The organism is Streptomyces sp. NPDC000134 (assembly GCF_042899225.1).
GTDB lineage: Bacteria > Actinomycetota > Actinomycetes > Streptomycetales > Streptomycetaceae > Streptomyces.
In genome coordinates, this window is record NZ_JBIAZN010000005.1 from 25289 (window position 1) to 46053 (window position 20765).

20 protein-coding genes are annotated in these 20765 nt (G+C 75.2%); 9 read left to right on the forward strand and 11 right to left on the reverse strand.

The window, feature by feature from the left end:
* The first annotated feature begins 17 nt into the window (after positions 1-17).
* Positions 18-1340 (forward strand): MFS transporter, encoded by a 1323-nt coding sequence (locus ACFY32_RS08920; protein WP_390673783.1) that lies wholly within the window; start codon positions 18-20, stop codon positions 1338-1340.
* A gap of 125 nt (positions 1341-1465) precedes the next feature.
* Here the strand turns inward: ACFY32_RS08920 and ACFY32_RS08925 are convergent, their stop codons facing one another.
* The 5 genes from ACFY32_RS08925 to ACFY32_RS08945 all read right to left on the reverse strand — a co-directional run bounded on the left by ACFY32_RS08925 (position 1466) and on the right by ACFY32_RS08945 (position 6392).
* The gene (locus ACFY32_RS08925; protein WP_390673784.1) at positions 1466-1819 is read right to left on the reverse strand and encodes a hypothetical protein; all 354 of its coding nucleotides are present in this window, start codon (positions 1817-1819) and stop codon (positions 1466-1468) included.
* Positions 1816-2985 (reverse strand): glycosyltransferase, encoded by a 1170-nt coding sequence (locus ACFY32_RS08930; RefSeq protein WP_390673785.1) that lies wholly within the window; start codon positions 2983-2985, stop codon positions 1816-1818. Before ACFY32_RS08930 ends, ACFY32_RS08925 begins: the two co-directional genes overlap by 4 nt.
* Positions 2982-4109, reverse strand: coding sequence for a glycosyltransferase family 4 protein (locus ACFY32_RS08935; protein WP_390673786.1), 1128 nt, complete (start codon positions 4107-4109; stop codon positions 2982-2984). Before ACFY32_RS08935 ends, ACFY32_RS08930 begins: the two co-directional genes overlap by 4 nt.
* A 161-nt stretch (positions 4110-4270) precedes the next feature.
* Positions 4271-5689, reverse strand: a complete 1419-nt coding sequence (locus ACFY32_RS08940) for a HEAT repeat domain-containing protein (protein ID WP_359193972.1) — start codon at positions 5687-5689, stop codon at positions 4271-4273.
* A gap of 310 nt (positions 5690-5999) precedes the next feature.
* Complete coding sequence (locus ACFY32_RS08945; protein WP_390673787.1) at positions 6000-6392, reverse strand: ankyrin repeat domain-containing protein; 393 nt, start codon at positions 6390-6392, stop codon at positions 6000-6002.
* Between the two features lie 308 nt (positions 6393-6700).
* On the opposite strand from ACFY32_RS08945, the gene ACFY32_RS08950 reads away from it, so the two are divergent.
* Both ACFY32_RS08950 and ACFY32_RS08955 read left to right on the forward strand, forming a co-directional pair.
* Positions 6701-6895, forward strand: a complete 195-nt coding sequence (locus ACFY32_RS08950) for a hypothetical protein (protein WP_190206493.1) — start codon at positions 6701-6703, stop codon at positions 6893-6895.
* 43 nt (positions 6896-6938) lie between these two features.
* Positions 6939-8723: a hypothetical protein gene (locus ACFY32_RS08955; RefSeq protein WP_390673788.1), complete on the forward strand. Its 1785-nt coding sequence runs from the start codon at positions 6939-6941 to the stop codon at positions 8721-8723.
* A 66-nt stretch (positions 8724-8789) separates the two neighbouring features.
* Here the strand turns inward: ACFY32_RS08955 and ACFY32_RS08960 are convergent, their stop codons facing one another.
* Positions 8790-10292 carry a PLP-dependent aminotransferase family protein gene (locus ACFY32_RS08960; protein WP_359193982.1) on the reverse strand — a complete coding sequence of 501 codons (1503 nt, stop codon included), beginning with the start codon at positions 10290-10292 and terminating at the stop codon, positions 8790-8792.
* A 102-nt stretch (positions 10293-10394) separates the two neighbouring features.
* On the opposite strand from ACFY32_RS08960, the gene ACFY32_RS08965 reads away from it, so the two are divergent.
* The 4 genes from ACFY32_RS08965 to ACFY32_RS08980 all read left to right on the forward strand — a co-directional run bounded on the left by ACFY32_RS08965 (position 10395) and on the right by ACFY32_RS08980 (position 13899).
* The gene (locus tag ACFY32_RS08965) at positions 10395-11075 is read left to right on the forward strand and encodes a hypothetical protein (RefSeq protein ID WP_359193985.1); all 681 of its coding nucleotides are present in this window, start codon (positions 10395-10397) and stop codon (positions 11073-11075) included.
* Positions 11072-11839: a glycerophosphodiester phosphodiesterase gene (locus tag ACFY32_RS08970; protein ID WP_359193988.1), complete on the forward strand. Its 768-nt coding sequence runs from the start codon at positions 11072-11074 to the stop codon at positions 11837-11839. Before ACFY32_RS08965 ends, ACFY32_RS08970 begins: the two co-directional genes overlap by 4 nt.
* Positions 11840-11899: 60 nt before the next feature.
* On the forward strand, positions 11900-13246 hold the full coding sequence (locus ACFY32_RS08975; protein WP_390673789.1) for an MFS transporter: 1347 nt from the start codon (positions 11900-11902) through the stop codon (positions 13244-13246).
* Positions 13247-13524: 278 nt separating this feature from the next.
* Complete coding sequence (locus ACFY32_RS08980) at positions 13525-13899, forward strand: RNA polymerase-binding protein RbpA (RefSeq protein WP_003977404.1); 375 nt, start codon at positions 13525-13527, stop codon at positions 13897-13899.
* A 360-nt stretch (positions 13900-14259) separates the two neighbouring features.
* Here the strand turns inward: ACFY32_RS08980 and fxsA are convergent, their stop codons facing one another.
* The 4 genes from fxsA to ACFY32_RS09000 form a co-directional block, all read right to left on the reverse strand.
* Complete coding sequence (fxsA, locus tag ACFY32_RS08985; RefSeq protein ID WP_359193995.1) at positions 14260-14826, reverse strand: FxsA family membrane protein; 567 nt, start codon at positions 14824-14826, stop codon at positions 14260-14262.
* 47 nt (positions 14827-14873) lie between these two features.
* Positions 14874-15689, reverse strand: a complete 816-nt coding sequence (locus ACFY32_RS08990; protein WP_359193998.1) for a polyprenol monophosphomannose synthase — start codon at positions 15687-15689, stop codon at positions 14874-14876.
* Between the two features lie 535 nt (positions 15690-16224).
* Positions 16225-17829 carry an amidohydrolase gene (locus tag ACFY32_RS08995; RefSeq protein WP_390673790.1) on the reverse strand — a complete coding sequence of 535 codons (1605 nt, stop codon included), beginning with the start codon at positions 17827-17829 and terminating at the stop codon, positions 16225-16227.
* A 47-nt stretch (positions 17830-17876) separates the two neighbouring features.
* Positions 17877-18317 carry an Lrp/AsnC family transcriptional regulator gene (locus ACFY32_RS09000; protein ID WP_359194003.1) on the reverse strand — a complete coding sequence of 147 codons (441 nt, stop codon included), beginning with the start codon at positions 18315-18317 and terminating at the stop codon, positions 17877-17879.
* A 266-nt stretch (positions 18318-18583) separates the two neighbouring features.
* Between ACFY32_RS09000 and ACFY32_RS09005 the strand changes: the two genes are divergently transcribed.
* Positions 18584-19021: a hypothetical protein gene (locus ACFY32_RS09005; RefSeq protein ID WP_359194006.1), complete on the forward strand. Its 438-nt coding sequence runs from the start codon at positions 18584-18586 to the stop codon at positions 19019-19021.
* 88 nt (positions 19022-19109) lie between these two features.
* Positions 19110-19355, forward strand: a complete 246-nt coding sequence (locus tag ACFY32_RS09010) for a hypothetical protein (RefSeq protein ID WP_390673791.1) — start codon at positions 19110-19112, stop codon at positions 19353-19355.
* Here the strand turns inward: ACFY32_RS09010 and ACFY32_RS09015 are convergent.
* Positions 19318-20490: an acyl-CoA dehydrogenase family protein gene (locus ACFY32_RS09015; protein WP_390673792.1), complete on the reverse strand. Its 1173-nt coding sequence runs from the start codon at positions 20488-20490 to the stop codon at positions 19318-19320. The two genes, ACFY32_RS09010 and ACFY32_RS09015, sit on opposite strands and share 38 nt — an antisense overlap.
* Positions 20491-20765: the final 275 nt, after the last annotated feature.

Below are 20765 nucleotides of genomic sequence, written 5' to 3' on the forward strand. Positions count from 1 at the left end.
TCCTCTGCGAGGTGCCCATGAGCACGACTCCGCCCCCGCCACCCCCTCCGCCCCTGGCCGCGTCCTCCGGTTCCGGTGAGCGCGCCGACCACGGCGGCGCGCTGGGCTGGCTGCGCGCCCTCGGCCCGCGCGGGCGCCGCGCCTTCGCGGGCGCGTTCGGCGGCTACGCCCTCGACTCCTACGACTACTTCACGCTGCCGCTGAGCATGGTCGCGCTGGCCTCGTACTTCGGTCTGGACAGCGGTAGGACCGGGCTGTTCACGACCGTCACCCTGGTCGTCTCGGCGGTCGGCGGCGCCCTCGCGGGCGTGCTGGCCGACCGGATCGGCCGGGTCAAGGCGCTGATGCTCACGGTGACCACGTACGCCGTGTTCACGGTGGCCTGCGGTTTCGCGCCCAGCTACGAGACGCTGCTGGTCTTCCGGGCGCTCCAGGGCCTCGGTTTCGGCGGCGAGTGGGCGGTCGGCGCGATCCTGGTCGCCGAGTACGCGAGCGCCCGGCACCGGGGCCGTACCCTCGGCGCGATCCAGAGTTCCTGGGCGGTGGGCTGGGCGCTGGCCGCGGTCGTCTACACGCTGGTGTTCTCGCTGGCCGGCGACGACCTGGCCTGGCGGATCATGTTCTGGACCGGTGCGCTGCCCGCGCTGCTGGTCGTCTGGGTGCGGCGCCGGGTGGAGGACGCGCCCGAGGCGAGCGCCGCGCGGGAGCGCAGCCCGGCGAAGGGCTCGTTCCGGGCGATCTTCGCGCCGGGCTCGGCCGGCTCCCCCGGTCTGCTGCGGGTGACGCTCTTCGCCGGTCTGCTGTCCACCGGCGTGCAGGGCGGCTACTACACGCTGGCCACCTGGGTGCCGACGTACCTCAAGGACGAGCGGGGGCTGTCGGTGGTCGGCACCGGCGGCTATCTGACGTTCCTCATCACGGGCGCCTTCCTCGGCTATCTGACCGGCGGTCACCTCACCGACCGGCTGGGCCGCCGGCCCAACATCTGGCTGTTCGCGCTGCTGTCGGCGGTGTGCGTCATGGCGTACGCGAACATCCCCGCGGGCGCGGACACCCTCCTGCTGGTGCTCGGTCTCCCGCTGGGCTTCTGCATGTCGGCGATCTTCAGCGGCTTCGGCTCCTATCTGGCCGAGCTGTATCCGACGGCGGTGCGCGGTACGGGGCAGGGCTTCACGTACAACACCGGACGCGCGGTGGGTGCCGTCTTCCCCACCGCGGTCGGCTTCCTGGCGGACGGCTGGGGCGTCGGCGGCGCGCTGGTGTTCGGCGCGATCGGCTACGGCGTCGCGGCGCTGGCGCTGCTCGGGCTGCCCGAGACGCGCGGGAGGGAACTGGCGTGAGCCGCACGCCCGCGACGCCGGGTGCCGCGCGACCGGCACCCGGCACTCGTCACCCTGCCGCCCCCAGCCCTCCGACCCGCCACCGGCCACCCGCCACCCGGAGACCCGGCCCGCCACCCGGCCGCTCACGCCGCCTCCGGGCTCTCCGCCGCCGACAGCGGGGCCAGTGCCGCCGATGCCGCCGCCGAGGCGGTCAGGCCGAGGCGGGCGCCAGTGCCGCGCGGGCGGTGGCGGACTTCGTCGGCGGTCAGGGTCAGCAGGTGGGGCGGCAGGTCGGCGCAGCGGGGGTCTGCCGCTCCAGGTGCGTCCCGGGTCTGCGCGCCGCCGGCCGCGAGGTCGGTGGACCGCACGGGGCCGGCGCCCGGGTCGCCCGGTCCGGTCGCGAGCAGGGCCGCCCAGCCCCGCCAGTGGCCGCCCGCGGGGTCGCCGACGCCCTCGGTCGGCGAGTCGCCGAGCGCCACGTACCGCAGGGGTCTCATGCCACCCCCTCCGGCACCCCGGGGAGCGGACGCCGGGCCGGGGACGGCGCGTCGTGGGCGGCGAGGAACGCGGCCACCGCCGTGTCCCAGCCGAAGCACTCCGCCCGCGCTCGTGCCGCCTCTCGCCGCTCCCCTTCCGTACGGACCGCCAGCAGCGTCTCCACCGCGTCGGCGAACGCCTCGCCGTGGTCGGCGGCGACCGCCCCGGCGGAGCCGATCACCTCGGTCAGCGCGGAGGAGGCGCTGGCCACCACGGGCGTGCCGCAGGCCATCGCCTCCAGCGCGGCCAGCCCGAACGTCTCGGCGGGCCCCGGCGCCAGGCACACGTCGGCGGACGCCTGCAGCGCGCCGAGCGCGCCCCGGTCGGAGACGTGCCCGAGGAAGGCGACCGGCAGCCCCCGCTCCCGCGCCCGCTGTTCGAGCCGGGCCCGCAGCGGCCCGTCGCCGGCGACCACCAGCACCGCCCGCGTGCCGCGCCGGCGCAGCGCCTGGAGGGCGTCCAGCGCGGTCCCGGGCCGCTTCTCCACCGACAGCCGGGAGCACATCACCAGCAGCACCTCGTCCACGCGCACGTGCCGCGCCCGCAGCCCCGGGTCGCGCAGCGCGGGGTGCCGCGCGGTCAGGTCGACGCCCAGTGGCGCCCGTACGACGTTGCGGACGCCGATCCGTACGAACTCCCGCTCGGCGAACTCGGTGGTGCACACCACCCGCGCGTAGGTGTGCGCGGTCCGGATGTTGAGGGCGTCGGCCGCGCGGCGGGCCGCCGCCCCGGGCAGGCCCCAGGTGCGCAGGACGCCGTCGGCGGTCTCGTGGGAGACCATCACGGCGGGCACGCGGGCCCGCCGGGCCCACTTGCCGGTCCAGCGCAGGGTGGTGCGGTCGGACACCTCCAGGCGGTCGGGGGCGAGGTCCGCCAGGAGGGCGGCGACCCGCCGCCGGTCGGTCAGGACGCGGTAGCCGCCGGTACCGGGCAGCGGCACCCCGGGCAGGGTGACGACCCGGCCCTGCTCGGTCTCCAGGTCGCTCGCGCGGTCGCCGGGCACGATGAGGACGGGTTCGTGACCGGCGGCCCGGTACCCCTTGCCCAGTTCGCGCAGGGCGGTGCGCAGGCCGCCGGAGGCGGGGGCGACGAAGTTGGCGAGCCGGACGATCCGCAGGGCGCTCATGCCGCCGGCACCGCCTTCCGGACGGCGAGCACGTCCGTGTAGTGGCCGATCAGCCGGTCGCCGACGGCGGCCCAGGTGCGGCCCTCGACGGCCGCCCGCCCGGCGCTGCCGTAGGCGGCGCGCAGCGCCGGGTCGGCGGCCAGCGCCCGCACCGCCTCCCGTACGGCGGCGGCGTCGCCGGGCGGCACCAGCAGCCCGGTGCGGCCGTGGCCGACCAGGTCGAGCGGGCCGCCGACGGCGGGGGCGACGACCGGCACGCCGCTGGCCATGGCCTCCTGCACGGTCTGGCAGAACGTCTCGAAGGGCCCGGTGTGGGCGAAGACGTCCAGGGAGGCGAAGATCCGGGCGAGGTCGTCGCCGCCGCGGCGGCCCAGGAAAACGGCGCCGGGCAGCGCCTGCTCCAGGCCGGGCCGGCTCGGCCCGTCGCCGACCACCACGACCCGTACGCCGGCCAGGGCGCCGACGCCGGCCAGCAGGTCGACCCGCTTCTCCGGGGCGAGCCGTCCGACGTAGCCGACGATCAGCTCGCCGTTCGGCGCGAGTTCGCGGCGCAGTGCCTCGTCGCGCAGGGCGGGCCGGAAGCGGGCGGTGTCGACGCCGCGCGGCCAGAGGGCGACCCGGGGCACGCCGTGCGCCCGCAGGTCGTGCAGGGCGGCGCCGGACGGGGCGAGGGTGAGGTCGGCGGCGCGGTGCACGGAGCGGATGCGCCGCCAGGCCGCCGCCTCCCCGGCGCCCAGGTAGGTGCGGGCGTAACCGGCGAGGTCGGTCTGGTAGACGGCGACGGCGGGGACGCCGGACCGGGCGGCGGCGGCCATGCCGCGCACGCCGAGGACGAAGGGCCCGGCCAGGTGGACGATGTCCGCGCGGTGCTCGGCGAGGGTCGCGGCCAGGCGCCTGCCGGGCAGGGCGACGCGGACGTCCGGATAGCCGGGGAGCGGGAGGGAGGGGACGTGCACGACCGGGCAGGGGGCGGTCCCGTCGGCCCGCCGGCCGGGCGCCGGGGCGGGGGCGACGACGACGGGGGTGTGACCGCGCTCGACGAGGTGCCGGGCGGTCTGGAGCGCGCAGTGGGCCACGCCGTTCACATCGGGGGGAAAGGACTCGGTGACGATGACGACACGCATACCGGTGTTGTCGCCGCACTGGACGTGCCCGCGTCAAAGTGGATCTGTCCGGGCGAGGAACGGCCCATGAGCGTTGCGCTGCGCCCCGGGCAGGTCAGGGCGGGTCCACGCCCGCCTGGCCGGTGGGCCACCCCCGGTCGGCACCCGGGGCGCGCCCCCGCTCACGCGGCGGGCGCGTCCGGCCCGATCCGGCTGCGGACGGCGGTCTGCACCTCGGCCTCCTCGGCGGGGTCGGCGGCGAGCCGGCGCAGTCGCTCGACGACCCGGGTGTCACCGGTCTCGGCGTGCCGGGCGGCGACCTCGCGGGTGGACTCCTCGCAGTCCCACAGGCACTCCACGGCGAAGCCCGCGGGGAAGGAGGGGTCGGTGGCGGCCAGGGCGCGGGCGGCCCGGCCGCGCAGATGGGAGGAGGCCGTCTCGCGGTAGACGTGCCGCAGTACGGGGGCGGCGCAGGCGATGCCGAGCCGTCCGGTGCCGTCGACGAGGGTCCACAGGGTGGCGGCGTCGGGGCCCTCGCCGCGCACCGCCTCGCGCAGCGCCGCGAGGACCAGGTCGGAGTCCTTGGCCACGCCCCGGCAGGCGAGGACGCGGCCGGCGGCGGCGCCGAGGGCGTCGGGCCGGTGCACCCAGCCGCGCGCCCGGTCCACGGCGTACGGACCGCGCATGCGTTCGAAGGCGTCGACCGCGGCGTCCACGACGGCCGCGGTGCCGGCGGCCACCGCGCCCTCGATCAGGTCGAGGGCCTCGGGATCGTCGCTGTCGGCGAGATAGCGCAGGGCGGTGCAGCGGGCGCCGTCGTCGCCGGACCGGGCGGCCTCGACGATCTCGGACCGGTCCTCGGGGCCGGCGACGGCCGCGAGACAGCGGGCGGCCGGCACATGGAGGGCGGCGCCGCGCTCCAGGCCCTGCTGGGCCCAGGCGAGGACGGCGCCGACGCTCCAGTCCGGGCGGGGTCCGGCGGGCCGCATCTGCCGCTGCCAGCGGTCGAAGCAGCCGGTCTCCTGGGCGGCGCGCACGCGCGTGGCGACCGCCGGGCGCGGATCGTCCGCCCACAGCCGCCAGGGGCGCGGTTCGAAGGCGTCCCGGACGGCGGCGGCCAGCTCGGCCTCGCCCTCGGCGCCCTCGGGGAAGCGGGCCAGCACGGGTTCGGCGAGGGCGCGCAGCCCGGCGTCGTCGTCGCGCAGCGCCAGCTCGTCCAGGGCCCAGGCCCAGTTGGAGCCGTGGGCCGCGTACCGGCGCAGCAGGTCGAGGGCGCCCGGACGGCCGTAGGAGGCGAGGTGGCCGAGGACCGCGAGGGCCAGGCCGGTGCGGGACTCGTCGGTGTCGAGGATGTCCTCGGCGGCGAAGAGGTGGGCCTCCAGGGCGTCCAGGCCGCCGCCCAGGTCGAGGAAGAGACGGGCGTAGTAGAGGGAGCGGTTCTCCACCTGCCAGTCGTGGCGGGGGTCGCGCACCACACAGTGGTTGAGCGCGGCGAGCGCCTCGGGGCGGGGAGCGGTGAGCGCGTGCAGCGTGCCGTCGCCGCGTCCCCGCTGGAGCAGGCCGAGCAGCGTACCGCTGGGCGCTATGAACGGATCGAACATGGGAAACAGCCTCATATCAAGCGTCGGCGCAACCGGGGAACACGCGTTACCTGGCCGCGTGACCACACGTCGGGACGCCCGCCGTCTCATGCTTGTCGAAGACCATTTTCCTCTGCCTCTCGTCGGTGGCCCTTGCGGACCGGATCACGGGCCGCGCGGTGCGGCAAGAACTGCCCAGCCATCACGTCCGTGAACCACGTCGTCATGATGACCCGGCGCTTCGGTCGACCGCGACCGAAATTTCGGCGGCCCGGTTCCGCCTCCCCCGTTTTCGTTGTTTCCTGGTCAGAAGGTTGAGCACGGCCGGGCGTCAGGAGGCGCCGAACAGCTCCAGTACCTCCGTACGAGCGAACATGCGGGCCGTGTCGACGGCCGAGGGGGTCCCCGCGGCCGGGTCCGCGCCGGCCTCCAGCAGGGCCTTGACGACGTCCGCCTCGCCCTTGAAGACGGCCCCGGCGAGCGGGGTCTGGCCCCGGTCGTTGATCCGGTCGGCCTCGGCGCCGCGGGCCAGCAGGGCGCGGACCGCGTCGGCGTGGCCGTGGTAGGCGGCGAGCATCACCAGGGAGTCGCCGCGGTCGTTGGTGAGGTTGACCGGCACGCCCGCGTCGACGTACGCGACGAGTTCGTCGGTCCGCCCCTGCCGGGCCAGATCGAAGATCTTGGTCGCCAGCTCCACGACCTCGGGGTCGGGGGCTTCACTCATCGGCCGGACCGCCTCTCAACTCGGACGCCGCAACGTCGGGGAATCGGGTGCGTACGGCCGCGAGCGGCGCGGCCGTACGAGTGAATCGCCAGGGTACTGGCTCGTGGCACGCCTAGCCGGACGCGCCCGAGGCAAAGATCACACGGCGTTCACACAAGCGCGCGGCCCCGCCCGGCGGCCGGGGAGCCGCTCGGCCGGCCGAGGTAAATCGTCCCCTTTTCACCCACTTGCACCTTTTATCGTATAGATACATGCTGTGATCCTGGAAGTACTCATGGCGACTGTCCCCGCGAACCAGGAGAACTCACATGATCCTCTCGATCTCAGGCGTGGTCCTGCTCGGCGTCGTCCTCTTCATCTTCTTCCGCAAGGACGGCCTGAAGGCGTCGCACATGGTGGTCGCCATGCTGTTCGGCTTCTACCTGGCCAGCACCGCCATCGCCCCGAGCATCAAGGCGGGCGGCGAGAGCCTCGCCGGACTCCTCGGCGGCATCAAGTTCTGACCGTCCCCCGCCCCACCCCCGTACGCACGCCCAGGAGGCAGCAGTGGCCCGGCGCCCCCTCCCCCGCATTCTGAGCAACGGCGGCGCGCAGCTCGCCCGGAGCCGGGAGCTGGCCCGGACGGCGGCCGACAGCGCCACCGACGTCCTCCAGCCGCTGATCACCATCGCCCGCGGCCTGCGCCGGCTCGCGTCGGCCGCGCGGCGCCGATGGACCCACACCCCCGAGGACCGGCGCGGCGCGCTGCTGTTCCTGGTGGCGTCGGTGGTCCTGACCGTGGCGCTGATGCCGTACGGTCCGCTGCTCGCCGCCGTCACGCTGATGGCGGCGGCGGCCTGGCAGGGCCGGGACCGCACCCCGCCCGCCCCCGAGGGGCCGGACGACTCCGGCTCCCAGCGCCTGGCCTCGCTCTACGAGGCCCTGGTGCCGTACTTCTCGCTCGCCGAGGACCCCGAACCGCTGTACGCGCACGGCGGCTCCTGGGAGAAGGCGTTCCCGGCCTACGAGTTCGGCGACGACGGCCGCTTCACGCACCTGGTGGTGCACTACCCGGCGTACTTCACCGACGGGGAGGCCGCGGCGCGCGCCCGGATCGAGCACCTGCTCGCCGCCAAGGCCGGCCGGGGCCGCGAGTACCGCTTCGACTGGGACGAGGAGGCCAACCACCTCACCGTCACCGCCCTGGCGCCGCTGGCCACCGACATCGCCGCCCAGCGTTTCGTGACGGCCCCCGGCGAGACGGTCCTCGGCTTCACCGACCCCACCGAGGTGCAGCGCACCCTGCCGCTCACCTCGGGCGAGGAGCGGCGGGACGTGCCGCCGGTCGTCTGGCGCACCGGCCCGCGCTCCACCGAGCCGCACCTGCTCGCCCTCGGCCAGCCGGGCGCCGGCACCTCCACCCTGCTGCGCTCGGTCGCGCTCCAGGCCCTGCAGCACGGCGGCGACCTGGTGATCGTCGACGGCGGCGGCACCGGCGAGTACGCCTGTCTGACCGGGCGCGACGGCGTCCTGGCCGTCGAGTGCGGCCTCACCGGGGCGCTCGCCAGCCTGGAATGGGCCGCCCAGGAGACCGAACGCCGGCTGATCGCCGTCAACCGCGCCCGCCAGGAGGGCCGCCCGCCGCCGGACGACACCCGGCGGCCGCTGTGGGTCCTGGTGGACCGCCCGAGCGCCTTCGCCCACCTCGCCGCCGCGGACGGCCGCCGGGACCCGCAGTCCGCGCTCCGGATGCCCCTGCGGCACGGCCGCGCGGCCCAGGTGACGGTGGTCGTCGCCGAACAACTGGACGCCTACGACACCCTGAGCGACGCCGTACGGCAGCACACGCGCGCGCGGGTGGTCCTCGGCCCGGCCGGCGCCGGCCTGCTGGCGTCCGTGCTCGGCGCGCCGCCGCCCACCACGCCGGTCGAGCGGACCGTGCCCGGCCGCGGTTACGCCCGGCTGGGCACCGGCCCGGTCCACCGCCTCCAGGTGCCTGCCACACCGGACCCGTACGACGACGCCACCGGCGAGGCCCTCCGGAACGCGGTCCTCGAGCTGCTGCCGCCGCGCACCACCCCGGCGGACGGCGAGCACGTCCCGGACGTCCCCGGCGGCGAACAGGACCCGGCCGCCCCGGCGGACCAGGACCCCGACCAGGCCGGGGCCCGCCCGGCCCCCGACGGCACGGTGCCGGAACCGGCCGCCGGTCCCGAGTCCGCCCCGGCGGCCGCCCCCGTGCCGGCCCTGGCCGAGGCGGAACCGGAGCGGCCCCGGACGGTGCCGACCCTCACCAAGCCGGAGCAGCCGAAGAAGAAGAGGAAGTCGGTCCCGACCCTCATCAAGCCGTAGCCGGCCCGGGACCGGGTCAGGCCCCCCGGGCCGGTTCGGGACACCCGGCCCCTTCCCCCGGCCTCCTCAGGCCACGAAGGTGCGCGGTGCTTCGGTCGCTCCCCCCGCGCCGCCCTTCTCCACCAGCCGGGCCGCCGCGGCCAGCCGGGAGGCCGCCTCGTCGGCCAGCGCGCCGCCGACGGTGAACGGCAGCCGGACGTACCCCTCGAAGGCGCCGTCGACGCCGAAGCGGGGTCCCGAGGGCACCCGCACGCCGACCCGCTCCCCGGCCTCGGCCAGCTTGGAGCCGGACAGTCCGCCGGTGCGCACCCACAGGGTGAGGCCGCCGCGCGGCACCTCGAACTCCCACTCGGGCAGCTCCCGCCGTACCGCCGCCACCAGGGCGTCCCGGTTCTCCCGGGCCTGCTCGCGCCGGACCTCGACGGCCTGTTCCCAGTTGCCGGTGCCGAACAGCCAGTTCACCGCCAACTGCTCCAGCACGGGTGTGCCCAGGTCGGCGTAGGCCCGCGCGGCGACCAGGCTGCGGACCACGTCCGGCGCCGCCCGCACCCAGCCGATGCGCATCCCGGCCCAGAACGCCTTGCTGGCCGACCCGACGGTGATGACGGTCGAGCCGGCCGGGTCGAAGGCGCAGACGGGGCGCGGCATCCGCGCGTCCCGGTCCAGCCGCAGCTCGCTCATCGTCTCGTCGGCGACCAGCACCGTGCCCGCCGACCGGGCCGCGTCGACCAGTCCCCGGCGCCGGTCGTCGTCGGCGAGCGCGCCGGTGGGGTTGTGGAAGTCGGCGACGACGTAGGCGAGGCGTGGCGCGGCCTCGCGCAGCACCTGGCGCCAGCGGTCCAGGTCCCAGCCGGTGAGCCCCTCGGCCATCGCCACGGGCACCAGCCGGGCCCCGGCCTCGCGCATCAACTGGAGGATGTTGGCGTACGACGGCGACTCCACCGCGATCCGTTCGCCGCGGCCCCCGAAGAGATGGCAGATCGCGTCGATCGCGCCCATCGCGCCGGTGGTGACCATGATCTGCTCGGGCATGGTGGGGATGCCCCGCGCGGTGTACCGGTCGGCGATCGTGGCGCGCAGCGCGGGCAGCCCGGCCGGGTAGTCGCCGTGCGTGTGGGCGTACGGCGGCAGCTCCTCCAGGGCGCCCCGGACGGCCCGGGTGAGCCAGGGTTCGGGCGCGGGGAGCGCCGCGCAGCCGAGGTCGATCATCGAGCCGAGCGCCTCGGGCGGCAGGGGTTCCAGGCCGCGGGCCGGCAGCGGGTTGCCGGCCGGGACGGCGGTCCAGCTTCCCGCGCCGCGCCGGGACTCCAGGAAGCCCTCGCCGCGCAGGGCCTCGTAGGCGGCGGCGACCGTGGTGCGGCTGACGGACAGGGCGAGGGCCAGCTCGCGTTCGGCGGGCAGCCTGGCGGCGACCGGCACCCGGCCTTCGAGGACGAGCAGCCGGACGCCGTCGGCGAGCGCCCGGTAGGCGGGCGGGCGGCGGGTGCCGGGGCCGGCCGGGCGGTCCTGCTGGGAGCGGAGCAGCCGGGCGAGCTGGGCGGCCCCCACCGCCGAGGTCCACTGCGCCATGTGAATCAGTCCACCTTCCCCGGATTGGCCATGGTTGACTTCCCTTTGCAGGCCACAGAGTGACATGCGTCAGTCCATTACCACCACACGGGGGGGCACATCTTGTTCGCGCGGCGGTCCAGGCAGGGGCATCTCACGCAGGGGCATCTCCCCCGGCGGCTCGTCCAGCTCTACGGCGGCCTGGCGCTGTACGGCGCCAGCTCGGCCCTGCTGGTCCGCTCCGGGCTCGGTCTCGAACCGTGGAACGTGCTGCACCAGGGCCTGGCGGAGCGCACCGGCCTGTCGATGGGCGTGGTCCTGACGGCCGTCGGCGCCCTGGTGCTGCTGCTCTGGATTCCGCTGCGCCAGCGTCCGGGCCTGGGCACGGTCTCCAACGTGCTGGTGATCGGCGCCGTCATGGACGCGACGCTGGCCGTGCTGCCGGACGCGCACGGCTGGGCGCCGCGCGTCCTGGCGATGGCCGGGGGCATCGTGCTGAACGGCGCGGCGACCGGCCTCTACATCGCGGCCCGGTTCGGGCCGGGCCCGCGCGACGGGCTGATGACGGGGCTGAACCGGCGTACGGGGGTGTCGGTGCGCCTGGTGCGTACGGCCCTGGAGATCACGGTCGTGCTGACGGGCTTCGTCCTCGGCGGCACCGTCGGGATCGGCACCCTGCTGTACGCGGTGGCGATCGGCCCGCTCGCCCAGGTGTTCCTGCGCGTGTTCGCCGTCCCGCGGGCATCCGGCGGCAGCACGGTGGTTGCCGTCGGTCGACCCCGTACGGCGATACTGCGTCGGTGACCTCGCCGATACGCCACCCCTACCTGGACCACCCCGGCCCGATCGCCTTCGCCCACCGGGGCGGGGCCGCGGACGGCCTGGAGAACACGCTCCGCCAGATCCGGCGGGCGGTCGAGTCGGGCTACCGCTACATCGAGACCGACGTGCACGCCACGCGCGACGGCAGGCTGGTCGCCTTCCACGACGCGACGCTGGACCGGGTGACCGACGGCGCGGGCCGGATCGCCGACCTGCCCTGGGAAGAGGTGCGGCACGCACGCGTGGCGGGCGCGGAGCCGGTGCCCCTGTTCGAGGAACTGCTGGAGACCTTCCCCGAGGTCCGCTGGAACGTCGACGTCAAGGCGGAGCCGGCCCTGCTGCCCTTCCTGAACCTGATCGGGCGCACGGCCGCCTGGGACCGGGTCTGCCTCGGCTCGTTCTCCGAGGCCCGGGTGGCGCGCGCCCAGCAACTGGCCGGCCCGCGCCTGGCCACCTCCTACGGCGTCCGGGGCGTACTGGGGCTGCGGCTGCGCTCCTGGGGACTGCCCGTCGCGCCGCGCCCCTCGGCGGTGGCCGCGCAGGTGCCGGAGAGCCAGTCGGGCGTCCCGGTGGTCGACCGCCGCTTCCTGCGCGCCGCCCACGCGTGCGGGCTGCGGGTGCACGTGTGGACGGTGAACGAACCCGACCGGATGCACCGGCTCCTGGACCTCGGCGTGGATGGCATCATGACCGATCACATCGACACACTGCGCAAGGTCATGGAGGACCGCGGCGTCTGGGTCTGAGGCCCCGCGCGCCCGGCGGCCGAAGCGGCGTCGCGCGTTCACGGGGAGGCGAGGGCACGGGTGGGCACCGACACCGTGCGCACGGACGCGGCCGGCGGGGCCGCCGAACGCCGGCGCGAGCAACGCGGCTGGTACTTCTACGACTGGGCGTGCTCCGTCTACTCGACGAGCGTGCTCACCGTCTTCCTCGGCCCCTATCTGACGTCGGTCGCCAGGTCGGCGGCGGACGCAAGCGGTTACGTCCATCCCCTGGGCATACCCGTGCGGTCCGGGTCGTTCTTCGCCTACTCGGTGTCCCTGTCGGTGATCGTGGCGGTGCTGGTGATGCCCCTGGTGGGCGCCGCGGCCGACCGCACGGGCCGCAAGAAGCCGCTGCTGGCCGCCGCGGCGTACACGGGGGCCGCGGCGACGGCCGGCATGTTCTTCCTGGACGGCGACCGCTACCTGCTCGGCGGCGTCCTGCTGGTGATCGCCAACGCGGCGCAGTCGGTCGCGATGATGCTCTACAACTCCTACCTGCCGCAGATCGCCCCGCCCGAGGAACGCGACGCGGTCTCCTCGCGCGGCTGGGCCTTCGGCTACGCGGCCGGGGCCCTGGTCCTCGTCGCCGACCTGGTGCTCTACTCCGGGCACGACTCCTTCGGCCTGAGCGAGGGCATGGCGGTGCGCGTCTGCCTGGCCTCGGCCGGCCTGTGGTGGGGCGCCTTCGCCCTGGTCCCGCTGCGCAGGCTGCGCGACCGGCGCAGCGCCGCGCGGGAGGGCGCCGCCCCGGGATGGCGGCAGTTGGCGGCGACCGTGCGGGACATGCGGCGCCACCCCCTGACCCTCGCCTTCCTGCTGGCGTACCTGGTCTACAACGACGGCATCCAGACAGTGATCTCCCAGGCGTCCGTCTACGGCTCCGAGGAACTGGACCTCGGCCAGTCCACGCTCATCGTCGCCGTCCTGCTCGTGCAGGTGCTCGCGGTGGCGGGCGCCCTGCTCCTCGGCCGCCTGGCCCGCAGGTACGGCGCCAAGCGCACGATCCTCGGCTCGCTGGTCGCCTGGACGGTCACCCTCGCCGCCGGGTACTTCCTGCCGGCCGGGGCGCCCGGGTGGTTCTTCGCCCTGGCCGCCGGCATCGGCCTGGTCCTCGGCGGCAGCCAGGCCCTCTCCCGGTCCCTCTTCTCCCACCTGGTCCCGCCGGGCAAGGAGGCCGAGTACTTCTCGGCGTACGAGGTGAGCGACCGCGGCATGAGCTGGCTTGGCCCGCTGCTGTTCGGCCTCACCTACCAGCTCACCGGCAGCTACCGGGACGCGATCCTCTCCCTGGTGGCGTTCTTCGTGATCGGTTTCCTGCTGCTCGCCCGGGTCCCGGTGCGGCGTGCGATCGGCGACGCGGGGAACCCGGTGCCCGAAAGGATTTAGCACTCAGCGCGAAAGGGCGGTAGTGTACGCGTTTGGCCTGCCAGGCGTACCGTTACTGCGCGTCAAAGGTGTCAAGACGCTGGGTGACATCTCCTAGCAGAAGTGACAAACCGGACGTCGGTGGGTACTGCACGGTTGACAAGGCTGCGGCTACGACGGCGACGCATGGCCCCGGAACGGGACTCGGGACGGGAATCTTTACCGCCGACCGGACGTTGACCGGATGACGACGACAGCGACACCTGTCCTGTGGGCGACAAGCCCGGGAGGCACGATTCATGAGTGAGCGAGCTCTTCGCGGCACGCGCCTCGTGGTGACCAGCTACGAGACGGACCGCGGCATCGACCTGGCCCCGCGCCAGGCCGTGGAGTACGCATGCGAGAAGGGGCACCGGTTCGAGATGCCCTTCTCGGTCGAGGCGGAGATCCCGCCGGAGTGGGAGTGCAAGGTCTGCGGGGCCCAGGCACTCCTGGTGGACGGCGACGGCCCTGAGGAGAAGAAGGCCAAGCCCGCGCGTACGCACTGGGACATGCTGATGGAGCGACGCACCCGCGAGGAACTCGAAGAGGTCCTCGAGGAGCGGCTGGCAGTTCTGCGCTCCGGCGCGATGAACATCGCGGTTCATCCGCGGGACAGCCGCAAGAGTGCGTAGTCCCTGCGGGGCTTGAGGGAAAATCAGCGCAGGTTCATGACCGTGGGCGCCGTACGAGGTAAGTACGGCGCCCGCGGTCATTGTCATGCGCGGGTGGTCACGCTTCGGGTCTTGCGCGGGGGTCGCGCTTCGGGCTCGTCCTCGCCGCACGGGCGGGCCGGGCGCGACGACCGGGCGGGCCGAGCACGGCGGCCGGTCGGGCCGAGCACGGCGGCCGGTCGGGCCGAGCACGGCGGCCGGGCTGGCCGAGCGCGACAAGCGAGCAGGCCGGGCGCCGCGGCCGGGCGGGCCGGGCGCGGAAGCCGGGTCGGCCGGGCGCCAGAGCCGGGTCGGCCGGGCGGGCCGCGTGTCCGGTGGCTTTCAGCGGGTCAGGGGCGGGCGGGGGGTGTCCCGCGGCGGGTCGTCGCGGATGACCTCGCCCTGGACGACCTTGCCGTCGGGGCGGTGGATGCGGGACTGGCGGAAGGCGTCGCCGAAGCCGCCCGGGGCGGCCTCGCGCAGCTTGCGCTCGACCGTGCGCTCCGCGGTGCGGCCGACCGCCTTCTGCACCGGGGGCAGCAGCAGGAGCAGGCCCAGGGCGTCCGATATCAGGCCGGGGATCATCAGGAGCAGGCCGCCCAGCATCATCAGGCCGTTGCCCTCGCTGTTCGGCCGGGGGGCCGGCGCCGTGCCGCTCTGCTGCTGCCGCAGCGTCTCCGTCAGGTTCCGGAAGGCGCGGCGCCCCGCGCTCTTGATGACCACGGAGCCGAGGACGACGCCGGCCACCAGGAGCAGGAGGACGACCAGGCCGCTCGACGCGCCCGCGACCACCGTGAGGAGCCAGATCTCCAGCACCAGCCAGACGGCCGCACCGAGCGGCAGGAAGGTGCGGAGCCGGGAGCGCCGGGTCCGGGCGGGGTGGCTGGGGGTCTGAGCGCCGGTCGTCATACCTCCAGTGTGCCCGCACCCGGCTCAGCGCGGCGTAAGGGGCCCGGTCAGCGGCGACGAGCCCCTGACCTGGTCCGCCCGGCCCGGCCGGTGACCTTGGTGACCCGCTCCCGCACGCCCCAGGCCGTGACCCGCCACAGGGCCTCCACGAGGATGTCGCGGCTCATCTTGGAGTCGCCCAGCTCGCGCTCGACGAAGGTGATGGGCACCTCGACGACGTGGTACCCGGCCCTGACCGCCCGGCGGGCCAGGTCCACCTGGAAGCAGTAGCCCTGCGAGGCGACCTCGGTGAGGCCGAGGCCCTCCAGGGTCTCCCGCCGGAAGGCCCGGTAGCCGCCCGTGATGTCACGCAGCGGCAGGTCCAGGGCGAGGCGGGAGTACAGGCTGCCGCCGCGGGAGATGACCTCGCGGGACTTCGGCCAGTTGACCACCCGGCCGCCGGGCACCCACCGGGAGCCGAGCACCAGGTCGGCGCCCTTGAGGGCGGTCAGCAGACGGGGCAGTTCCTCGGGCTGGTGGGAGCCGTCGGCGTCCATCTCGACCAGCACGCCGTACTCGCGCTCCAGGCCCCAGCGGAAGCCCGCGAGGTAGGCGGCGCCCAGCCCCTCCTTGCCCTTGCGGTGCAGGACGTGGACGTGGTCGTCGGCGGCGGCCAGTTCGTCGGCGAGCTTGCCGGTGCCGTCGGGGCTGTTGTCGTCGGCGACCAGGACGTGCGCCTCGGGGACCGCCGCGCGGACCCGGCCGACGATCGCCTTGATGTTCTCGGCCTCGTTGTAGGTCGGGATGATCACCAGGGCGGTGCCGAGAGGACCGAACCGTCTCTCCTGGCCCGATGCCGCGCGGGTCTCGTCGCCGTCGTTCACTGCTGCCCCTTCACGTCGTACACAGGGGACCACCATAGTGGCCGCGGCCTGCGCCGACGTGACAGGACGTACGGATGGTGGTGTCGTCCTCCGAGGGGCCGCTGCGGGCGGCGGGGCCGTCGGTGCCGGCTTGCTGCGGATGGGGGCCCGGCGCCCTTCGGGCCGGCCTGGGACCCGCTGGCTGCGGGTCGACCGAGAGCCGTTGTCTACTGAGCTTCCGGGCCCCATCCGGGTCACACCTCCCGACCGGCCGGAACGTTCCCTCGCCGCAGCGCTGACGCTGAGCCTGGCTCCCAGTGGCGGTGCCCCGGTGCGGCACACCGTCCCTGACCCAGCGGCGCCGCGCCGTGAGCGCGGAAGATTCCCCGGTAGGGCGTCCGGTGGTGGACCCGCCGAACCTACCGGCCCCCGGCCGTCGCCTGTCAACAGCCGTGCCACCTGCGGGTATGCCGCAGGTGGCCTGGTCAGCGGCGCGCGGGCCCGGGTGCGGCGGCCCGGTCCCGGGCGAAGACCGTCGCCCCGTCGGCGGCGCGGATCACTCGCCCGGCCGTACGAAGACCGTCCGTCCGCCGACCACCGTGCGCAGACAGACGGGCAGGTCACGGCCGGGGGTGAGGTCGGGCAGGCCGGGGGTGCCGGAGCGCGGGTCGGTGGACCAGCGGGCGACCCGGTCGTCGGGGGTCTGGACGACCAGCTCGCCGGTGCGCCACACGGCGTAGTCCGCGGGCGCGCCCGGCACCAGGACGCCCGCGTCGTCCCGGCCGACCGCGCGCCAGCCGCCGCGCGTGTGCGCGGTGAACGCGGCGCGCACCGGGACGCGGTGCTCCGGCGTGCGGTGGAAGGCGGCAGCCCGGACGGTGCCCCACGGGTCGAGGGGCGTGACCGGGCTGTCGGAGCCGAACGCGAGCGGGACGCCGGCCCGCAGCAGGGCGGCGAAGGGGTTCAGGGTGCGGGCCCGGTCGGCGCCCAGGCGCCGGGCGTACATGCCGTCGTCGCCGCCCCACAGGGCGTCGAAGGCGGGCTGGACGGAGGCGGTCAGGCCGAGTTCGGCGAAGGCCGCGATCGTCTCGGGGGTGAGCATCTCGGCGTGTTCGACGCGGTGGCGGGCGGCGCGGACGCGGGCGAGGCCCAGCTTCCCGGCGGCGGCGCGGACGCCCTCGACGACGGTGCCGACGGCGGCGTCGCCGATGGCGTGGAAGCCCGCCTGGAGCCCGGCCTCGGTGCAGGCGACGACGTGCGCGGCGACGTCGCCGGCGTCCAGGTGGGCGGTGCCGGTGTGGCCGGCGTCGGCGTACGGCCGGTGCAGGCAGGCGGTGTGGGAGCCGAGCGCGCCGTCGACGAACAGGTCGCCCGCGGCGCCGGCCGCGCCGAGGGCGCGGGCGCGGTCGACGTCCCGTTCCGCCCAGTAGCCGACCACGCGGGGGCCGGGCTCCTCGGCGGCGAGCCGCAGCAGGCCGGTGAGGTCGTCCTCGGAGGAGATCTCCGGTCCGGCGCACTCGTGCACGGTGCCGATGCCGAGGGAGGCGGCGTGCGCGAGCGCGGCCCGCTGGGCGGCGGCGCGCTGGGCCGGGGTGACGGCGCCGAGGGCGGTGGCGCGTACGGCGTGGTGGGCGTCGCCGGTGAGCGGGCCGTCCGGGCGGGCGGGGGCGCCGTCGGTGAGGTCGAGCAGGGCGGTGGTGACGACCGCGGAGTGCACGTCGATCCGGCTGAGGTAGAGGGGGCGGCCGCCGGTGGCCTCGTCGAGTTCGGCGCGGGTCGGCGGGCGGCCCTCGGGCCAGGCGGAGGCGTCCCAGCCGTGGCCGAGCAGGACCCGGTCGGCGGGGCGGGCGGCGGCGAACTCCCGTACCCGGGCCAGGGCCGCCGCCAGAGTGGGCGCGCCGGACAGGTCCAGGCCGGTGAGGGCGAGACCGGTGGCGGTGGTGTGCACATGGGCGTCGGTGAACGCGGGGGTCACCAGGGCGCCGTCCAGGTCGATCACCCGGTCCACGCCGTCCGCGAAGGCGTCCGCGGCGCCCTCCGAGCCCACCCAGGCGACCTGGCCGCGCTCGACGACCATGGCCGTGGCGAAGGGATCGGCGGGACTGTGGACCTCGCCGCGGCGCAGCAGGACGGTCTCGGTCGGGGCGCTGGACTCACTCATGGGCACCAGTCTCACCCCTCGCCCCGCGCGCCCGGCACGCAGGCCCGTCAGATACGCGGCGGCCGGGCCTCGTACGGGGTGGAGAGCACCACCGTCGTCCGGGTGGACACCCCGGCCAGCGAGCGCACCCGGGCGAGGAGTTCCTCCAGTTCGTGGGGGGTGGCCACGCGCACCTTGAGGATGTAGTTCTCGTCGCCGGCGACGCTGTGGCACGCCTCGATCTCGGGGACGCCGGCCAGGCGGTCCGCGATGTCGTCGGGGGCGCTGGGGTCGAAGGGTTTGACGGAGATGAACGCGGTCATCGGCAGGCCGACCGCCTCGGGGTCGACGACGGCGGCGTAGCCGCGGATGACGCCCCGCTGTTCGAGCCGGCGCACGCGCTGGTGCACGGCCGACGTGGACAGGCCCGTGGCCTTGCCCAGGTCGGTGTAGCTCATCCGCCCGTCCATGACGAGCAGGCGCACGATCTGTCGGTCCAGCTCCTCCATGGCGCAAGAACCTACAGGGCGTTTGATCTCCTCCGATACCCGAGCAGCCCAGGTCATACCCGGTTCGTGATGTGCGGGGGTGCGGGCGGCCGGGGGCCGGGGACAAACGGGCCGCTCCGGACACCGTCGACCCTCATGTGACGAACGCCACATCCCCCGGACGGTCTCCGTGATGTTCTCGTGATTACCCCCGAGGGGGGACGGGAAGTGCTTGCTGTGGTCGAGGCCGCAGTGCCTTCACGGCCCAGCCCGAGGGGGAGAATCCCATGCAGAGTCTTAAGCGCCCTGGTCGTACCGCGTCCAAGCGGCAGCAGTCGGTCGTCGAGCCCACGCCGGAGGGTGTCGAACCCGACGCCTACGACGAGGACGAGCTCGACGCGTACGACACCTTCGAGATGTACCGGGTGATCTGCCCGGACTGCGCGCAGCCCATCGCGCTGCTGGCGGACGAGGAGGTCCTGCCGGAGCACGCGCTGTGCGCCTCGCCGTGGAACCCGTTCGGGCTCACGGTCTGCGCCGGCACCGGCCGCCGCGCCTCGGACGCCCGTCCGGCGGACGAGTCCTTCGAGCCCCAGGAGCAGGACACCGCGCTGCTGCTGACGCTCCCGCAGGGCCTGGACTGGCGGACCCAGCCGTTCTCCCACGTCGGCGGGCCGGGCTCGCGCCCGATGCGGGTGCCGACGATGCGCCGGCAGGCCGCCTGACCGCACGGCCGCGCGGGCGGCACCTCGTGAACTGACGCGCGATTGCGTACGGCGGTGACCTGCCCGCCGTGCGGCGCGTTGCCCGGGTATGACCCCCACGTTCACGGTGACCGGGCAGCGACGACGCCTGTTCGTCCCGGTGGCCACGGTGCCGGTTCCGCCGGCGCCGCAGCCACCGGACCCGCCGATCTACCGCGAGTTGATGCGGACCTGGGCCGACCGCGGCCGGACCCTGCCGGGGCACCACGATCCGGAGTGGGTGCGGCTCGCGGCGCCCCCGCGCGGGCCCGGCGAGGTCAGCGCCCCTCGGGACCCGCTAGGTGACGGGCGATGACCATCCGCTGGATCTGATTGGTGCCCTCGACGATCTGGAGCACCTTGGCCTCGCGCATGTAGCGCTCGGCCGGGAAGTCCGCGGTGTAGCCGTACCCGCCGAGGATCTGTACGGCGTCGGTGGTGACCCGCATCGCCGCGTCGGTGCAGTGCAGCTTGGCCATGGCCGCCTGCCGGGCGAACGGCCGTCCGGCGTCGCGCAGCTTGGCCGCCGACAGGTACAGCGCGCGGCCGGCCTCGATCTGGGTGGCCATGTCGGCGAGCATGAAGCGCAGCCCCTGGAAGTCGGCGATGGCCCGGCCGAACTGCCGCCGCTCGCGTGCGTAGGCCACCGCCTCGTCCAGTGCCGCCTGGGCGACGCCGGTGGCGCAGGCGGCGATGCCCAGCCGGCCCGAGTCCAGCGCGGACAGGGCGATGGCGAAGCCCTGTCCCGGTTCGCCGAGGCGCCGGCTGTCGGGGACCCGGACGCCGTCGAGGTGGAGCTGGGCGGTGGGCGAGCCCTTCAGCCCCATCTTCTTCTCCGGCGTGGCCGCGCTCAGTCCCCCGGCGTCGGCGGGGACCAGGAAGGCGGTGATGCCGCGCGGCCCCTCCTCGCCGGTGCGGGCCATGACGGTGTAGAAGTCGGCGACGCCGCCGTGGGTGATCCACGCCTTGGTGCCGGTGATCACCCAGTCGTCGCCGTCGCGGACCGCCCGGGTGCGCAGCGAGGCGGCGTCGGAGCCGGAGGACGGCTCGGAGAGGGCGTAGGCGCCGAGCAGTCCGCCGCCGAGGATCGCGGGCAGGTGCTCGACCTGCTGCTGCTTGGTGCCGTGGGCGGCGAGCGCGTAGGAGGCGAGGGTGTGCACGCTGACGCCGAGGCCGACGGTGAGCCGGGCGGCGGCCAGTTCCTCCAGGACCTGGAGGTAGACCTCGTAGGGCTGGTCGCCGCCGCCGTACTCGGCGTCGTACGGCAGGCCGAGCAGGCCCGAGGCGGAGAGCAGGGTGAAGATCTCGCGGGGGAAGCGGCCGGCGTCCTCCTCCTCGGCCGCATGGGGGGCGATCTCCTGGCGCGCGATGTCGCGGACCAGCGAGATCAGGTCCCGTGCCTCGTCGGTGGGCAGTTGGCGGTCCACCAACTGCGGGGCGCGGTCGTGCATGGCGACGCTCTCCTCCCTGTCGGGCACATCGGCGGACGTGCGCCCTGGGTGGAGGCGGCTCCGCCTGGTCGTTCCAGCCCCGGCCGGCGCTCGCGCCCTCCGGGTCTCGGAAAGCGGCTGACCAGCGGCTGTGCGCTGAGTATGCCCGATCCGGGGGACCGAGTCACCAGTTAACGACCGCTTACTTCGGGAATTGTCCCGGGCGGTTCTCCGGGCCCGCAACCGGGCGCGTTCCGGACGGCAGGGGCGGGGCGGGGCGTCAGTCCGCGCGGTGG

Coding starts and splice junctions, on each gene's coding strand:
- ACFY32_RS08920 (WP_390673783.1), top strand. CDS start 18: ATGAGCACGACTCCGCCCCCGCCACCCCCTCCGCCCCTGGCCGCGTCC.
- ACFY32_RS08925 (WP_390673784.1), bottom strand. CDS start 1,819: ATGAGACCCCTGCGGTACGTGGCGCTCGGCGACTCGCCGACCGAGGGC.
- ACFY32_RS08930 (WP_390673785.1), bottom strand. CDS start 2,985: ATGAGCGCCCTGCGGATCGTCCGGCTCGCCAACTTCGTCGCCCCCGCC.
- ACFY32_RS08935 (WP_390673786.1), bottom strand. CDS start 4,109: ATGCGTGTCGTCATCGTCACCGAGTCCTTTCCCCCCGATGTGAACGGC.
- ACFY32_RS08940 (WP_359193972.1), bottom strand. CDS start 5,689: ATGTTCGATCCGTTCATAGCGCCCAGCGGTACGCTGCTCGGCCTGCTC.
- ACFY32_RS08945 (WP_390673787.1), bottom strand. CDS start 6,392: ATGAGTGAAGCCCCCGACCCCGAGGTCGTGGAGCTGGCGACCAAGATC.
- ACFY32_RS08950 (WP_190206493.1), top strand. CDS start 6,701: ATGATCCTCTCGATCTCAGGCGTGGTCCTGCTCGGCGTCGTCCTCTTC.
- ACFY32_RS08960 (WP_359193982.1), bottom strand. CDS start 10,292: ATGGCGCAGTGGACCTCGGCGGTGGGGGCCGCCCAGCTCGCCCGGCTG.
- ACFY32_RS08980 (WP_003977404.1), top strand. CDS start 13,525: ATGAGTGAGCGAGCTCTTCGCGGCACGCGCCTCGTGGTGACCAGCTAC.
- fxsA (WP_359193995.1), bottom strand. CDS start 14,826: ATGACGACCGGCGCTCAGACCCCCAGCCACCCCGCCCGGACCCGGCGC.
- ACFY32_RS08995 (WP_390673790.1), bottom strand. CDS start 17,829: ATGAGTGAGTCCAGCGCCCCGACCGAGACCGTCCTGCTGCGCCGCGGC.
- ACFY32_RS09000 (WP_359194003.1), bottom strand. CDS start 18,317: ATGGAGGAGCTGGACCGACAGATCGTGCGCCTGCTCGTCATGGACGGG.
- ACFY32_RS09005 (WP_359194006.1), top strand. CDS start 18,584: ATGCAGAGTCTTAAGCGCCCTGGTCGTACCGCGTCCAAGCGGCAGCAG.
- ACFY32_RS09010 (WP_390673791.1), top strand. CDS start 19,110: ATGACCCCCACGTTCACGGTGACCGGGCAGCGACGACGCCTGTTCGTC.
- ACFY32_RS09015 (WP_390673792.1), bottom strand. CDS start 20,490: ATGCACGACCGCGCCCCGCAGTTGGTGGACCGCCAACTGCCCACCGAC.